A 13,607-nucleotide genomic window follows, 5' to 3' on the forward strand; every position below is an offset into this window, starting at 1 on the left:
CGAACCCTTGTTCTCTGGATGCCGGTGCGCTCGACATGACCTCTTCCGAACTCGCGCAGTGGCACAGGGCGGAGACCCTGGCCGCCTCTGGCCAGCTCGAGCTGGCGTGTGCCGCCTACGCGGCCCTGGCGCAGCACCCCGACTGGCAGGTGGTGGCCGCCCTGCGCCTATCCACCGCGCGCGGTGAACTCGGGCAGCTGGCGCAGGCCGTGCAGGCGGTGTGCCTGGCCGCCGCGGGAGAGCAGGACGAGGCGGCGCTTGCGGCGGCCGTGGTGAGGCAGTGCTTCGACCTGGGCGAGGTGGCGGCGGGGCTGCGGGTGAGCGACGCCGACGTGGTCCAGGGCACGCGCGAGGTCGATCCCTTGCTCGAGGTGTCGCAGGCCCTGTGTGACCAGTCGTTCCCCGGGCGTGCACTCCCGCTGCTGGAACGGGCGGCATCCCTCGGGGCCCGTGGCGCACGCCTATTTCACCTCCTCGGCGTGGCCCGCATGTTCACCGGCGACGTGGCGGGGGCCGAGGCCGCCTTTGAGCAGTGCCTTCGCCTGCAGCCCGAGAACGCGGCGGTGCACTACCTGCTGTCTGGCCTTCGGCGCCAGACGCCGACGCACCACCACCGGGCTCGCCTGGAGCGGGCCATCGAGCAACTGGGGCAATCCCACCCGCTCACACCCCTGCTGAACTACGCCCTGTTCAAGGAGCTGGACGACCTGGGGGATGTGCAGGCGGCCTGGTCGGCGCTGGCAGCGGGCATGCGGGGCCGCCGCGCGCAGGTGCAGCACGATGCGACGCAGGAGCAGGCCCTGTTCGACCTTCTGATGACCGTGGGACCGGCGGCCGACGATGCGACCGAGCAGGAAGATGGCCCTGCGCCGATCTTCGTGGTGGGCCTGCCGAGGTCGGGCACCACGCTGCTGGAGCGCATCCTCGGGGGGCACTCGCAGATCCGCGATGCCGGTGAACTGCGCGATTTCGGTTTCCAGGCGCGCGTCATGACCGCTTGCACCGGCGGCGCGGATCTCGACCTGCCTCTGGCCCGTGCGCTGGTGTCCTGGACCGATTGGAGGCGGCTGGGCCGGCAATACCTGGCCCATGCGCAATGGCGTTCGGAAGGCCGGCCCTGGTTCACCGACAAGCTGCCCGTCAACTTCCTGCATGTCGGCTGGATCGCCAAATCGCTTCCGCGGGCCAGGATCCTGCACATGGTGCGTGAACCCATGGACGTGTGCTTCTCCAACCTGAAGCAGCTGTTCGCGCCGGGCAATGCACACAGCTTCGACCAGCAGGACATGGCGGCGCACTACGTGCGCTACCGGCACCTGATGGACCACTGGCACCGGGCGTTTCCGGGGCGGGTGCTCGATGTGGACTACCGCGAACTGGTGACTTCGCCCGACACCGTGGCCCGGCGGGTGCTGGCGTTCTGCGGTCTGCCGTGGGAGCCGGGGGTGGTGGCCATCGAATCGCGCCGGGATGCGGTGGCCACGGCCAGCATGATGCAGGTACGCGAGGCGGTCCACGCCCGCTACCTCGGGCAGTGGCAGCGCTACGCCGAGCACCTCGGCCCCCTGCGACAGGGGCTCGCCGCCGCGGGCTATTGAGCCCGGTCAGGTGGCCCGGCGGACGGTGCACCGCCCAGTCGCCCGTGGACCCACCATCCCATCAGGTGGCCCCGGTCCTCCAGCGGCCCCGTGTCGGGGCCGAGTGCCACACCGCCAGCCTGCAGTCGGGCCAGAATCGCTCGCCATGCGGCCTCGTCCAACGTGTGGCTGACCAGGTCCAGCAGCCTCGCGCGCGTGTCGCTCAGCAGCGTCTCAATCTGGTGCAGTGCGGCGTGCCCCGCCTTCACGCCCTGGCGTCGCGCCAGGTCGAAGCACTGGTTCGTCCAGGTGGCCGCGTCGGCCAGGACATCGGGGCACACCGAATGGGCCACCCTGTCCTTCAGGGCGTCCAGCAGCTGGGCCACACGGGCCCGTGCCGCGGCCACGGTGCCGCCGGGTTGCCGAGCCGGCGTCTGGGCGGCTTCGGCCTCCACCGCCGACATGAGGTGCGCTGCGGCTGGCAGCCAGCCGCATTGCTCCAGCCAGTCCAGGTGGCCCAGCTCCTCACGGGCCAGGCGGGCAGGGCGTCCGCCGCTGTGGTGCAGGGCCCATCCCAGGTGGGCGCCCGGGCGCAGCACGCGCAGGGCCTCGGGCAGTGCCCGCTCCAGTTGGGCGTATTCGATGCCGAACTGGCTGGCGCAGGCGACGAACCGTCCGGCAGCGAAGGGCAGGGCATCGGCGGAGATGCCGCCGCGGCATTCCACCCGCGCGCGTTCGCTCGGCGCCAAGGTGTCCATCCAGGCTGCCGTGGGCGGCGCCAGATCGACGCCGATCCCGCGCAGTGGCGTGCCCGGCCGGGCGACAAGGAGGTGGCACAGCACGGCCCCGTTTCCGCAGCCGAGGTCGAGCAGTTCCCCCTCGTCCGGCAGCTCATGCATCCAGCTGCGCCATCGGTCCACAAGCGGGGGGCTCCGAGGCCCGCTGGGGGCCTGCAGGGCAGTCACTGGCGAACCAAAGGTGTCCACCACGCCTGTGGCCCACAACCGCCGCCAGGCGGGGCCGGAGTCGAGGGCCGGCGCGGCAGCGCCGTGGGAGGGGGCGGCGGACACCACAGGCGGGCGTTCAGCGGGGCGCGAGCCGGATGGCGCCATCCAGGCGGATCACCTCGCCATTGAGCATGTCGTTGGTGACGATCTGGTGCACCAGCTTGGCGTAGTCCGCCGGGGTGCCCAGGCGGCTGGGGAAGGGCACGCTGGCGGCCAGGGCGTCCTGCACCTCCTGGGGCATGCCGAACAGCATGGGGGTGCCGAAGATGCCCGGGGCGATGGTCATGTTGCGGATGCCATTGCGCGCCAGATCGCGGGCGATGGGCAGGGTCATGCCGACCACGCCACCCTTGCTGGCCGAGTAGGCCGCCTGGCCGATCTGGCCGTCGAATGCCGCCACGCTCGCGGTGCTGATCAGCACACCGCGTTCACCCGTGGCTTCGGGCTCGTTCTTGCACATGGCCTCGGCGGCCAGGCGGATCATGTTGAAGCTGCCGACCAGGTTCACCATGATGACCTTGGTGTAGAGGTCCAGCGGGTGGGCGCCGTCCTTGCCGACGGTCTTCACGGCCGGCGCGATGCCGGCGCAGTTCACCAGGCCCATCAGCTTGCCCAGGCTGGTCGCCTTGGCCACCACCGCGCGGCCGTCGGCCTCCTGGCTCACGTCGCAGCGCACGAAGGCGCCTCCCAGCTCCTGCGCGAGGGCCTCGCCCTTGTCGGCCTGCAGGTCGGCGATGACGACGTTGCCGCCGTTCGCGGCGAGCATGCGGGCGGTGCCTTCGCCCAGGCCGGACGCGCCGCCGGTGACGATGAAGACCTTGCCGGAAATGTCCATGGATGCTCCTGTGGTGCGGCCCGGAGCGGCGCTCCGGTTGACGTTGACGTAAACGTCAATTGTGCGGCATCCGCGGGCCGCCCGAAAGCGGGCGCGCCCCCGGCCCGGGGGGCTCGGGGGCGCGCGCATCACGGTGGGCCGGTCAGGCTCAGGGCGTGCGGTACTGCTGGTGCATCTGGTCCATCCGCGTGGCTTGCGCGGTGGTGAACTGGTTCATGCAGCTGTCGTCCGTGTAATCCATGAAGTTGGTGATCGGATCGAGGCCCGCCTTCGCGCCGCAGCTGTCACGGCCGACCGGGCAGCCGTAGGCGGCGGACTTCTCCGCCGCGGTGTCGCTCACGGAATCGCCCGGGTTCTTGCAGCCGCCCTGGAAGGTGTGGTACAGGCCCAGCCAGTGGCCCACTTCGTGGGTGCCGGTGTCGCCCTCGTTGTACGGCGCGGCGTTGCCGCCCGGCACGCTGGAGTACAGCACGACCACGCCGTCCTGCTTGGGCTGCGAGGCGTAGTTGCTGGGGAAGGTGGCCCATCCCAGCAGCCCGCCGCCCGGGTTGGCGCTGTACAGGTTCAGCGTCTCGGGGCCACCCTTGCGCAGGGCGGCCTTCGCGTTCTTCTCGGCCGTGGAGCCCGGCGACATCGTGTACCAGGTGGCGTTGGTGGTGCGGTCCACGCCGGCCAGCGTGAAGGTGAACGGGGTGTTGGCGTAGGCGGCGTTGAGGACGGCCATCTGGCTGTCGATCTGCGACTGGGGGATGTCGCCGTTGGACAGGCCCGTGCCCTTGTTGATCACGTGGAACCAGACGGGGATGTTCACCGTCCCGGCAGCGCGGTGGGTGTCCGCGCCGCGGGCATTCTTCATGCGCAGGAAGGCCGTCAGGTTGTCGTCGATGCGGGCGCGTTCGGCCACCTCGGGCGCCACGGTGTAGCAGCGGTGGCTGAGGTGGTCGTCCTTGGCGGCGAACGCCAGGTTGGCGACCGACATGGCGGCGATGGCCGCGAACAGGGCAGGGGTCTTCAGGCGCATGGGTGTCCTTTGTCACTCCGGGTTGAGGCCGGCTCCGGCCCGCCACGTGTGCGGCGGCTCCTCGGTGCGTCGGAGGCGGCCAGGGAAGCCCAGTATTCCGGCCGGCCGGCGCGCGAACAAGGCGGAATGCCTGGGTCGAAGCGCGGGGATGGCGCTTCCATGACGGTTGCTGATCTTCCGTGGTGAACCGCAGACTGGCGCTGCGGTCGGCGTGGCGCCAGCGGCCAGGCGGGGCAGGTGGGGTATACTCCGCGGGTTTGGCGCCAGTCTGCCTTCGGTCACCGGAGCGGCAGCGTCAGGCAGGCACGACGCGGGTCGGTTTCACCCGTGATCGCAAGTGAAATCCGGAAACCGTCTGGCATCTCCACTCGCCGCCTCGAAGGCGCGGGTGTGGCTGGCGGTTCCAACTACTCAAGGAAATCGCCATGTCCGTGGCTGACATCAACAAGGCCGAGATCGTCAAGACCCATGCCCGAGGCGCTGCCGACACCGGCTCGCCCGAGGTGCAGGTGGCTCTGCTGACCGCTCGCATCAACGAACTCACCCCCCACTTCAAGGCCCACCTGAAGGACCACCACGGTCGCCGTGGCCTGCTGAAGATGGTCAACCAGCGCAAGCGCCTCCTGGCCTATCTGAAGGACCGCGACGCTGACCGTTACACGGCGCTGATCCAGAAGCTGGGCCTGCGCAAGTAACTTGCCCGCATGAGCAACGAGCCTGTCTGGAGCAACCGCCAGGACAGGCTCTTTGTCTTTGGAGCAGGCAGCCACGGTTGTTGCTGTGTCATTCCAACGGGGCGCCCGCGTGGCCCGCTGGAATGGCATACGACCCGCCGCCGCCTGAACTCCCGGTTCACCGGGGCGCCACCGCGAGTGCGCCTCTCGCACACACCGGAGAAACGAACATGACCATGTTCAACAAGGTCACCAAGACCTTCCAATGGGGCCCGCACCAGGTCGTCATGGAAACGGGCGAAGTCGCCCGCCAGGCCAGCGGCGCTGTCGTCGTCAATATCGAGGACACCGTGGTGCTGGCCACCGTGGTGGCCCGCAAGGAAGCCAAGCCGGGCCAGGACTTCTTCCCCCTGACGGTCGACTACATCGAGAAGACCTATGCGGCCGGCAAGATCCCGGGCAGCTTCTTCAAGCGTGAGGGCCGCCCCAGCGAACTGGAGACGCTGACCAGCCGCCTGATCGACCGCCCGATCCGCCCGCTGTTCCCGGACGGCTTCTTCAACGAGGTGCAGGTCGTCGTGCACGTGCTGAGCCTGAACCCCGAGGTGCAGGCCGACATCGCCGCCATGATCGCCTCCAGCGCCGCGCTGGCCGTCTCCGGCATCCCCTTCAACGGCCCCATCGGTGCCGCCCGCGTGGGTTACATCAACGGCGAGTACGTGCTGAACCCGGGCAAGACGCAGCTGGTCGATTCCCAGCTGGACCTGGTGGTGGCTGGCACGGAAGCCGCCGTGCTGATGGTGGAATCCGAGGCCGACCAGCTGTCCGAGGACATCATGCTGGGCGCCGTGGTGTTCGGCCACGAGCAGGGCAAGGTGGCCATCGATGCCATCCATGAGCTGGTGCGCGACGCCGGCAAGCCCGTGTGGAACTGGGAGGCACCGGCCAAGGACGAGGCCTTCATCGCCAAGGTCACCGCGCTGGCCGAGGAGCCGCTGCGCGCGGCCTACCAGATCCGCTCCAAGCAGGCCCGTACCCAGGCCTGCCGCGACGTCACCGCCAACGTCCTGGCCGCGCTGAAGGCCGAGGGCGTGGATTTCGACAGCGTGGCGGTCGAAGGCCTGCTGTTCGAGATCGAAGCCAAGATCGTGCGCGGCCAGATCCTCGCCGGCGAGCCGCGCATCGACGGGCGTGACACGCGCACCGTGCGGGCCATCGAGATCCGCAACAGCGTGCTGCCGCGCGTGCACGGCTCGGCGCTGTTCACCCGTGGCGAGACGCAGGCCCTGGTGGCCGCGACGCTGGGCACCGAGCGCGACGCGCAGATGATCGACGCGCTCGCCGGCACGTTCGACGAACGCTTCATGCTGCACTACAACATGCCTCCGTTCGCCACCGGCGAAACCGGCCGCGTGGGCAGCCCCAAGCGGCGCGAGATCGGCCACGGCCGCCTGGCCAAGCGCGCGCTGATCGCCGCGCTGCCGAGCAAGGATGACTTCCCCTACACCATTCGAGTGGTGTCCGAGATCACCGAATCGAACGGCTCGTCGTCGATGGCATCGGTGTGCGGTGGCTGCCTGGCGCTGATGGACGCCGGCGTGCCGATGAAGGCCCACGTGGCCGGCATCGCCATGGGCCTGATCAAGGAAGGCAACCGCTTCGCGGTGCTGACCGACATCCTGGGCGACGAGGACCATCTCGGCGACATGGACTTCAAGGTGGCCGGCACGACGCAAGGCGTCACGGCGCTGCAGATGGACATCAAGATCCAGGGCATCACCAAGGAAATCATGCAGGTCGCCCTGGCCCAGGCCAAGGAAGCGCGCATGCACATCCTGGGCAAGATGGTCGAGGCCATGGGCGAAGCCAAGGCCGAGGTGAGCCAGTTCGCGCCGCGCCTGTACACCATGAAGATCAACCCGGAGAAGATCCGCGACGTGATCGGCAAGGGTGGCGCGACGATCCGGGCCCTCACCGAGGAGACCGGCTGCACCATCGACATCGGCGAGGACGGCACCATCACCATCGCCTCGACGGACGCCGACAAGGCGGCCTTCGCCCGCAAGCGCATCGAGGAGATCACTGCCGAGGCGGAAGTGGGCAAGGTCTATGAAGGCCCGGTCACCAAGATCCTCGATTTCGGTGCGCTGATCAACATCCTGCCGGGCAAGGACGGTCTGCTGCACATCAGCCAGATCGCCCACCAGCGGGTGGAGCGTGTCGAGGACTTCCTCAAGGAAGGCCAGGTCGTGAAGGTCAAGGTGCTCGAGACCGACGAGAAGGGCCGCATCAAGCTGTCGATGAAGGCGCTGCTCGAGCGTCCGGAAGGCATGGAAGACGAGCCGCGCTTCGAGCGTCCGCGCCGTGAAGGCGGTGACCGTGGCGATCGTGGTGGCCGCGACCGCGGCGACCGGGGCGACCGGGGCGACCGCCCCCGTCGTGAGCGCGCCGAGCAGCCGCGCCACGAGGGCTCGGCCGCTGCCGATGTGCCGGGCGACGACGCCCAGCAGCAGCAACAGCAGCAGTAAGGGCCGGCCAGCCGCCATGCGTGCCATCGAGATCCGCGAGTTCGGCGCCCCGGAGGTGCTGGTCGAGGCGACGCGCCCCGACCCGCGCCCCGGGCCAGGCGAACTGCTGGTCCGCGTGGCCGCGTCGGGGGTCAACCGGCCGGACGTCCTGCAGCGCAAGGGCGCCTACGCCCCGCCGCCCGGGGCGTCCGACCTGCCTGGCCTGGAAGTGGCCGGCACGGTGATCGATGGAGATGCCGGCGAGCTGGCCGCGGCCGGCCTGGCCATCGGCGACCGCGTGTGCGCGCTAGTGTCGGGCGGTGGCTATGCCGAGCTGTGCGTGGCCCCGATCGGCCAGTGCCTGCCGGTGCCGACGGGCTGGTCCGACATCGAGGCGGCTTCGCTGCCCGAGACGTTCTTCACGGTCTGGTCCAACGTGGTCGACCGGGGCCGGTTGCAGTCGGGCGACACCCTGCTCGTGCAGGGCGGTTCGTCCGGTATCGGCGTGACGGCCATCCAGCTGGGCAAGGCGCTCGGTGCGACGGTGATCGTCACGGCGGGCAGCGACGCCAAGTGCGCGGCGTGCCTGGGCCTGGGTGCCGACCATGCCATCAACTACCGCCAGGCCGATTTCGCCGCCGAGGTGAAGCGGCTGACCGGCGGGCGCGGCGCCGACGTGGTGCTCGACATGGTGGCCGGGGACTACGTCGCCCGGGAACTGGGTTGCCTGGCCGACGACGGGCGGCTGGTCATCATCGCCGTCCAGGGCGGGGTGCGCAGCGAGTTCAACGCGGGTGAGGTGCTGCGACGCCGGCTCACGATCACCGGGTCGACCCTGCGTCCGCGCCAGGTGGCGTTCAAGGCAGCGATCGCGGCGGCCCTGCGCGCGCGCGTGTGGCCGCTGATCGACGCCGGTCGCATCCGCCCGGTCATCGAACGGGTGTTCGAGGCCGCGCAGGCTGCGCAGGCGCATGCGCTGATGGAGTCCAGCCAGCACGTCGGCAAGATCGTGCTGCGCTGGTCCTGAACCGTTTTCCAGACGACTTTCGACTTTCGGAGTTTTCATGAGACGCAAACTGGTCGCCGGCAACTGGAAGATGCATGGCAGCCATTCCGCCAATGCCGAGTTGCTGGCCGGCATCGTGGCCGCGCGGCCTTTCGGCTGTGACGTGGCCGTCTGCGTGCCGTTCCCGTACCTGTCCGAGACGGCCGTGGCACTGGCGGGCAGCGATGTGCGCTGGGGCGCCCAGGACTGCTCGGTGCACGATCAAGGCGCCTACACCGGCGAGGTGTCGGCGGGCATGCTGCACGAGTTCGGTTGCCGCTACGTCATCGTCGGCCACTCCGAGCGGCGCGCCTACCACGCGGAGTCCGACCAGCTCGTGGCGGACAAGGCCAAGGCGGCGCTGGCCCGTGGTGTCACGCCCATCGTCTGTGTCGGCGAGACGCTGGCCCAGCGCGAGGCCGGCGAGACCGAGGCGGTCGTCAAGCGCCAGTTGTCCGCGGTCATCCACACGCTGGCGCATTGCGCGGGCGAAATGGTGGTGGCCTACGAGCCGGTGTGGGCCATCGGCACCGGACGCACCGCCACGCCGGAGCAGGCCCAGGCCGTGCACGCCGTGCTGCGTGCGCAACTGCGCGCGGCCACGCCGCACGCCGACGCGATGCCCATCCTGTACGGCGGCAGCGTCAAGCCCGACAACGCGGCGGTGCTGTTCGGCCAGCCGGACATCGACGGCGGCCTCATCGGCGGCGCGTCCCTGAAGGCCGCCGACTTCGTGGCCATCTGTCGTGCCGCCGGCTGACGGCTGGCGCGCTCCCTGAATCCTTCCAAGATCGACTCAACATGCAAATCTGGTTGAACCTGCTGGTCGTCGTGCAGATGCTCGCGGCCATTGCCATGATCGGGCTGGTGCTGGTGCAGCACGGCAAGGGCGCCGACATGGGTGCCTCCTTCGGCAGCGGTGCGTCGGGCAGCCTGTTCGGCGCCACCGGCAGCGCGAACTTCCTGTCGCGCTCCACGGCGGTCTGCGCCACGGTCTTCTTCGTCGCGACGCTCGGCATCGCGATGATGACCGACGTGGGTCCCCGCGAGTCCGCGGGCACCAGCGTGCTGGACCGCGCCGCCCCGGCGGCCTCGGCGGCGGCGGCCTCGGGCGTGGCGCCGGCTGCTTCCGCCGCTCCGGGCATCCCCACGCAGTGAGTGCCTGGCGGCGCCGGATGGCCGCCCAAAAAAGTGATGTTGTGATCGGGCAAAACCCTGGGAAGGCCTCGATCTTCAGGCTAGAATGCAAGGCTGTTCAGCGAGCCATTCCTCATGCAAGCTGAACGCTTTCCAGGGCTCTGCCAGGTACCGCGCGAATGCCGCGTGGTGCGTTGCAAGCAAGATGAAAGCGCCGACGTGGTGAAATTGGTAGACACGCTATCTTGAGGGGGTAGTGGCGAAAGCTGTGCGAGTTCGAGTCTCGCCGTCGGCACCACATCCTTCCCGGGCGGGCCCTCATCCGGCGCCCGATCGGGCCCCCTGGCGACGCGCAGGGGATGAGCCGGGCGCGCACGGTTCGGCGGGCGGGGCAGCAAGGCCTCGGTCGACCGGGCGGCGCGCCTTTCTCTTGCCCGGATGAGACGAACGACGACTGCTGGACACCCCACCATGGACCTGCAACCCTATCTGCCCGTCATCCTTTTCATTCTGGTGGGCGTCGCGGTAGGTGTCCTGCCGCAGATCCTCGGCTTTGTCTTCGGGCCCAACCGCCCCGACGAGGCCAAGAACTCCCCCTATGAATGCGGCTTCGAGGCCTTCGAAGACGCGCGGATGAAGTTCGACGTCCGGTACTACCTCGTCGCCATCCTGTTCATTCTCTTCGACCTGGAGATCGCGTTCCTGTTCCCCTGGGCCGTGGCCCTGGGCGACATCGGCGCGACCGGGTTCTGGGCCATGATGGTTTTCCTCGCCATCCTGGTGGTGGGTTTCGTCTACGAATGGAAGAAGGGCGCTCTCGACTGGGAGTGAGGGAGCCCCTCGTCCGACGGGTACGTCGGCCGGTCCCCTGGGGGATGCTGGCCGGCCTTGGAGCGGCCCGTCGCTCGGCCCGCTTCACTTGGACGTACTGGAAATAAGATGGGTATCGAAGGCGTTCTGAAGGAAGGCTTTGTCACCACCTCGGTCGACAAGCTGGTGAACTGGTCCAAGACCGGTTCGTTGTGGCCCATGACCTTCGGTCTGGCCTGCTGCGCGGTGGAGATGATGCACGCCGGTGCGGCGCGGTACGACATCGACCGCTTCGGCATGCTGTTCCGCCCGAGCCCGCGGCAAAGCGACCTGATGATCGTCGCCGGCACGCTGTGCAACAAGATGGCGCCGGCGCTGCGCAAGGTCTACGACCAGATGGCCGAGCCCCGCTGGGTGCTGAGCATGGGCTCCTGTGCGAACGGCGGCGGCTACTACCACTACAGCTACTCCGTGGTGCGCGGCTGCGACCGCATCGTCCCGGTCGACGTGTACGTCCCGGGTTGCCCGCCCACGGCCGAGGCCCTGCTCTACGGAATCCTGCAGCTGCAGGCCAAGATCCGCCGCGAAAACACCATCGCCCGCTGACCCGAGGCGCGCTCGCATGACCCAGAAACTCGACAACCTGCAGGCCGCCCTGGAGGCGGCCCTCGGCGCGCGCATCCGGCAATTCAAGCGTGACCGCGGCGAGATCACCATCACGGTGGCCGCGGCCGACTGGTCGGAGGTGGCCGTCCGCCTGCGCGACGATCCCACGCTGCGCTTCGAGCAGCTGATCGACCTGTGCGGGCTGGACATGTCCAGCTGGCGTGATCGCGCCTGGGACGGTGCCCGCTACGTGGTCGTGACGCACCTGCTGTCCGTGGCCCTGAACTGGCGCCTGCGCGTGCGGGTGGCTGCACCGGACGACGACCTGCCCATGGTGCCCTCCGTGACAGGCGTGTGGAACGCCGCCAACTGGTTCGAACGCGAGGCGTTCGATCTCTACGGGATCATCTTCGAAGGCCACGCCGACCTGCGCCGCCTGCTGACGGACTACGGCTTCATCGGCCATCCGATGCGCAAGGACTTCCCCACCACCGGCCATGTTGAGATGCGCTACGACGAGCAGACGCGGCGGGTGATCTACCAGCCCGTGACGATCGAGCCGCGCGAGCTCACGCCCCGCGTGGTGCGCGAAGACAACTACGGCGGCCTGCACTGACCCGCGCGGAATCCCGGACATGGCAGAAATCAAGAACTACACGCTGAACTTCGGCCCCCAGCACCCGGCGGCGCACGGCGTGCTGCGCCTGGTGCTCGAGCTCGACGGCGAGGTCATCCAGCGTGCCGATCCCCACATCGGCCTGCTGCACCGAGCCACCGAGAAGCTGGCCGAGAGCAAGACCTTCATCCAGTCGCTGCCCTACATGGACCGTCTCGACTACGTGTCGATGATGTCCAACGAGCATGCCTACTGCCTGGCCATCGAGAAGCTGCTGGGCATCGAGGTGCCGCTGCGCGCGCAGTACATCCGGGTGATGTTCGCCGAGCTCACGCGCATCCTGAACCACCTGCTGTGGCTCGGGGCGCACGGCCTGGACTGCGGTGCGATGAACATCCTCATCTACTGCTTCCGCGAGCGTGAGGACATCTTCGACATGTACGAGGCGGTGTCGGGCGCGCGCATGCACGCGGCGTACTTCCGCCCCGGGGGCGTCTACCGCGACCTGCCGGACAGCATGCCGCAGTACCAGCCGAGCAAGATCCGCAACGCCCGCGCGATCGCCAAGCTGAACGAGAACCGGCAGGGGTCGTTGCTCGACTTCATCGGGGACTTCTGCAACCGGTTCCCGAAGAACGTCGACGACTACGAGACCCTGCTGACGGATAACCGCATCTGGAAGCAGCGCACCGTGGGCATCGGTGTGGTGTCGCCCGAGCGCGCGTTGAACCTCGGCTTCTCCGGCCCCATGCTGCGTGGCTCGGGGATCGCCTGGGACCTGCGCAAAACGCAGCCGTACGACGTGTACGACCGCATGGACTTCGACGTGCCGCTGGGCACCAACGGCGACACCTACGACCGCTACCTGGTCCGTGTGGAAGAGATGCGCCAGGCGAACCGCATCGTCAAGCAGTGCGTCGACTGGCTGCGCAAGAACCCCGGCCCGGTCATCACCGACAACCACAAGGTGGCACCGCCTTCGCGCGTCGAGATGAAGTCGAGCATGGAAGAGCTGATCCACCACTTCAAGCTCTTTACCGAGGGCTTCCACGTGCCGGAAGGCGAGGCCTATGCCGCCGTCGAGCACCCCAAGGGCGAGTTCGGCATCTACCTGGTGAGCGACGGCGCCAACAAGCCGTATCGGCTCAAGATCCGCGCGCCCGGCTTCCCCCATCTGGCGGCGCTCGACGAGATGGCGCGCGGCCACATGATCGCCGACGCCGTCGCGATCATCGGGACCATGGACATCGTGTTTGGCGAGATCGATCGATGAGCTTCAGCGAATCCACCAAGGCGCGCTTCGCCAAGGAAGTGGCCAAGTACCCGCCCGAGCAGAAGCAGTCGGCCGTGATGGCCTGCCTCGCCATCGTGCAGCAGGAGCAGGGCTGGGTGTCGGCCGAGGCCGAGGCCGGCATCGCCGAGTACCTCGGCATGCCCGCCATCGCGGTGCGTGAGGTCACGACCTTCTACAACATGTACAACCAGCAGCCGGTCGGCAAGTACAAGCTGAACGTCTGCACCAACCTGCCGTGCCAGTTGCGCGACGGCCAGAATGCGCTGGAGCACCTGTGCCGGGCGCTGGGTGTCGACGACGGGGGCACGACCGCCGACGGCCTGTTCACCGTGGCCAAGTGCGAGTGCCTGGGCGCCTGCGCCGATGCGCCGGTGATGCTGGTCAACGACCGCCAGATGCTCAGCTACATGAGCCCCGCCAAGCTCGACGAGATGCTGGCGATGATCCGCGCCGCCGAGGCAGGAAAGGCCGCCTGACA

At 68.8% G+C, this 13,607-nt stretch carries 14 protein-coding genes and 1 tRNA gene; 12 read left to right on the forward strand and 3 right to left on the reverse strand.

What is annotated here, in order from left to right:
* Positions 1 to 35 precede the first annotated feature (35 nt).
* Entirely contained in the window at positions 36 to 1,598 is a 1,563-nt protein-coding gene (locus tag ACE3UN_RS04015; RefSeq protein ID WP_374673622.1) for a sulfotransferase, read from the forward strand.
* Here the strand turns inward: ACE3UN_RS04015 and ACE3UN_RS04020 are convergent.
* The 3 genes from ACE3UN_RS04020 to ACE3UN_RS04030 all read right to left on the reverse strand — a co-directional run bounded on the left by ACE3UN_RS04020 (position 1,592) and on the right by ACE3UN_RS04030 (position 4,440).
* Positions 1,592 to 2,476, reverse strand: a complete 885-nt coding sequence (locus tag ACE3UN_RS04020) for a class I SAM-dependent methyltransferase (protein WP_374673623.1) — start codon at positions 2,474 to 2,476, stop codon at positions 1,592 to 1,594. The two genes, ACE3UN_RS04015 and ACE3UN_RS04020, sit on opposite strands and share 7 nt — an antisense overlap.
* 184 nt (positions 2,477 to 2,660) lie before the next feature.
* Entirely contained in the window at positions 2,661 to 3,419 is a 759-nt protein-coding gene (locus ACE3UN_RS04025; protein ID WP_374673624.1) for a 3-hydroxyacyl-CoA dehydrogenase, read from the reverse strand.
* A 148-nt stretch (positions 3,420 to 3,567) separates the two neighbouring features.
* Entirely contained in the window at positions 3,568 to 4,440 is an 873-nt protein-coding gene (locus ACE3UN_RS04030; protein ID WP_374673625.1) for a zinc metalloprotease, read from the reverse strand.
* Between the two features lie 425 nt (positions 4,441 to 4,865).
* Between ACE3UN_RS04030 and rpsO the strand changes: the two genes are divergently transcribed.
* From rpsO to nuoE, 11 genes are all read left to right on the forward strand, one after another.
* On the forward strand, positions 4,866 to 5,135 hold the full coding sequence (gene rpsO / locus ACE3UN_RS04035) for a 30S ribosomal protein S15 (protein ID WP_374673626.1): 270 nt from the start codon (positions 4,866 to 4,868) through the stop codon (positions 5,133 to 5,135).
* A 209-nt stretch (positions 5,136 to 5,344) separates the two neighbouring features.
* The gene (pnp, locus tag ACE3UN_RS04040) at positions 5,345 to 7,642 is read left to right on the forward strand and encodes a polyribonucleotide nucleotidyltransferase (protein WP_374673627.1); all 2,298 of its coding nucleotides are present in this window, start codon (positions 5,345 to 5,347) and stop codon (positions 7,640 to 7,642) included.
* A gap of 16 nt (positions 7,643 to 7,658) precedes the next feature.
* On the forward strand, positions 7,659 to 8,648 hold the full coding sequence (locus ACE3UN_RS04045) for an NAD(P)H-quinone oxidoreductase (RefSeq protein ID WP_374673628.1): 990 nt from the start codon (positions 7,659 to 7,661) through the stop codon (positions 8,646 to 8,648).
* Between the two features lie 37 nt (positions 8,649 to 8,685).
* Positions 8,686 to 9,426, forward strand: coding sequence for a triose-phosphate isomerase (gene tpiA / locus ACE3UN_RS04050; protein ID WP_374673629.1), 741 nt, complete (start codon positions 8,686 to 8,688; stop codon positions 9,424 to 9,426).
* A gap of 41 nt (positions 9,427 to 9,467) precedes the next feature.
* Positions 9,468 to 9,824: a preprotein translocase subunit SecG gene (secG, locus tag ACE3UN_RS04055; RefSeq protein ID WP_374673630.1), complete on the forward strand. Its 357-nt coding sequence runs from the start codon at positions 9,468 to 9,470 to the stop codon at positions 9,822 to 9,824.
* A 192-nt stretch (positions 9,825 to 10,016) separates the two neighbouring features.
* Positions 10,017 to 10,101, forward strand: a tRNA-Leu gene (locus tag ACE3UN_RS04060).
* Positions 10,102 to 10,274: 173 nt separating this feature from the next.
* The gene (locus ACE3UN_RS04065) at positions 10,275 to 10,634 is read left to right on the forward strand and encodes an NADH-quinone oxidoreductase subunit A (protein WP_374673631.1); all 360 of its coding nucleotides are present in this window, start codon (positions 10,275 to 10,277) and stop codon (positions 10,632 to 10,634) included.
* Between the two features lie 108 nt (positions 10,635 to 10,742).
* On the forward strand, positions 10,743 to 11,219 hold the full coding sequence (locus ACE3UN_RS04070; protein ID WP_328577948.1) for an NADH-quinone oxidoreductase subunit B family protein: 477 nt from the start codon (positions 10,743 to 10,745) through the stop codon (positions 11,217 to 11,219).
* Between the two features lie 16 nt (positions 11,220 to 11,235).
* Entirely contained in the window at positions 11,236 to 11,835 is a 600-nt protein-coding gene (locus ACE3UN_RS04075; protein WP_374673632.1) for an NADH-quinone oxidoreductase subunit C, read from the forward strand.
* Between the two features lie 19 nt (positions 11,836 to 11,854).
* Positions 11,855 to 13,108 carry an NADH-quinone oxidoreductase subunit D gene (locus tag ACE3UN_RS04080; protein ID WP_374673633.1) on the forward strand — a complete coding sequence of 418 codons (1,254 nt, stop codon included), beginning with the start codon at positions 11,855 to 11,857 and terminating at the stop codon, positions 13,106 to 13,108.
* On the forward strand, positions 13,105 to 13,605 hold the full coding sequence (nuoE, locus tag ACE3UN_RS04085) for an NADH-quinone oxidoreductase subunit NuoE (protein ID WP_374673634.1): 501 nt from the start codon (positions 13,105 to 13,107) through the stop codon (positions 13,603 to 13,605). Before ACE3UN_RS04080 ends, nuoE begins: the two co-directional genes overlap by 4 nt.
* The last annotated feature ends 2 nt before the right edge of the window (positions 13,606 to 13,607 follow it).

Source organism: Ideonella sp. (assembly GCF_041918995.1).
In the GTDB taxonomy this organism is placed as follows: Bacteria; Pseudomonadota; Gammaproteobacteria; order Burkholderiales; family Burkholderiaceae_C; genus Ideonella.

Coding starts and splice junctions, on each gene's coding strand:
- ACE3UN_RS04015 (WP_374673622.1), top strand. CDS start 36: ATGACCTCTTCCGAACTCGCGCAGTGGCACAGGGCGGAGACCCTGGCC.
- ACE3UN_RS04020 (WP_374673623.1), bottom strand. CDS start 2,476: ATGCATGAGCTGCCGGACGAGGGGGAACTGCTCGACCTCGGCTGCGGA.
- ACE3UN_RS04025 (WP_374673624.1), bottom strand. CDS start 3,419: ATGGACATTTCCGGCAAGGTCTTCATCGTCACCGGCGGCGCGTCCGGC.
- ACE3UN_RS04030 (WP_374673625.1), bottom strand. CDS start 4,440: ATGCGCCTGAAGACCCCTGCCCTGTTCGCGGCCATCGCCGCCATGTCG.
- rpsO (WP_374673626.1), top strand. CDS start 4,866: ATGTCCGTGGCTGACATCAACAAGGCCGAGATCGTCAAGACCCATGCC.
- pnp (WP_374673627.1), top strand. CDS start 5,345: ATGACCATGTTCAACAAGGTCACCAAGACCTTCCAATGGGGCCCGCAC.
- ACE3UN_RS04045 (WP_374673628.1), top strand. CDS start 7,659: ATGCGTGCCATCGAGATCCGCGAGTTCGGCGCCCCGGAGGTGCTGGTC.
- tpiA (WP_374673629.1), top strand. CDS start 8,686: ATGAGACGCAAACTGGTCGCCGGCAACTGGAAGATGCATGGCAGCCAT.
- secG (WP_374673630.1), top strand. CDS start 9,468: ATGCAAATCTGGTTGAACCTGCTGGTCGTCGTGCAGATGCTCGCGGCC.
- ACE3UN_RS04065 (WP_374673631.1), top strand. CDS start 10,275: ATGGACCTGCAACCCTATCTGCCCGTCATCCTTTTCATTCTGGTGGGC.
- ACE3UN_RS04070 (WP_328577948.1), top strand. CDS start 10,743: ATGGGTATCGAAGGCGTTCTGAAGGAAGGCTTTGTCACCACCTCGGTC.
- ACE3UN_RS04075 (WP_374673632.1), top strand. CDS start 11,236: ATGACCCAGAAACTCGACAACCTGCAGGCCGCCCTGGAGGCGGCCCTC.
- ACE3UN_RS04080 (WP_374673633.1), top strand. CDS start 11,855: ATGGCAGAAATCAAGAACTACACGCTGAACTTCGGCCCCCAGCACCCG.
- nuoE (WP_374673634.1), top strand. CDS start 13,105: ATGAGCTTCAGCGAATCCACCAAGGCGCGCTTCGCCAAGGAAGTGGCC.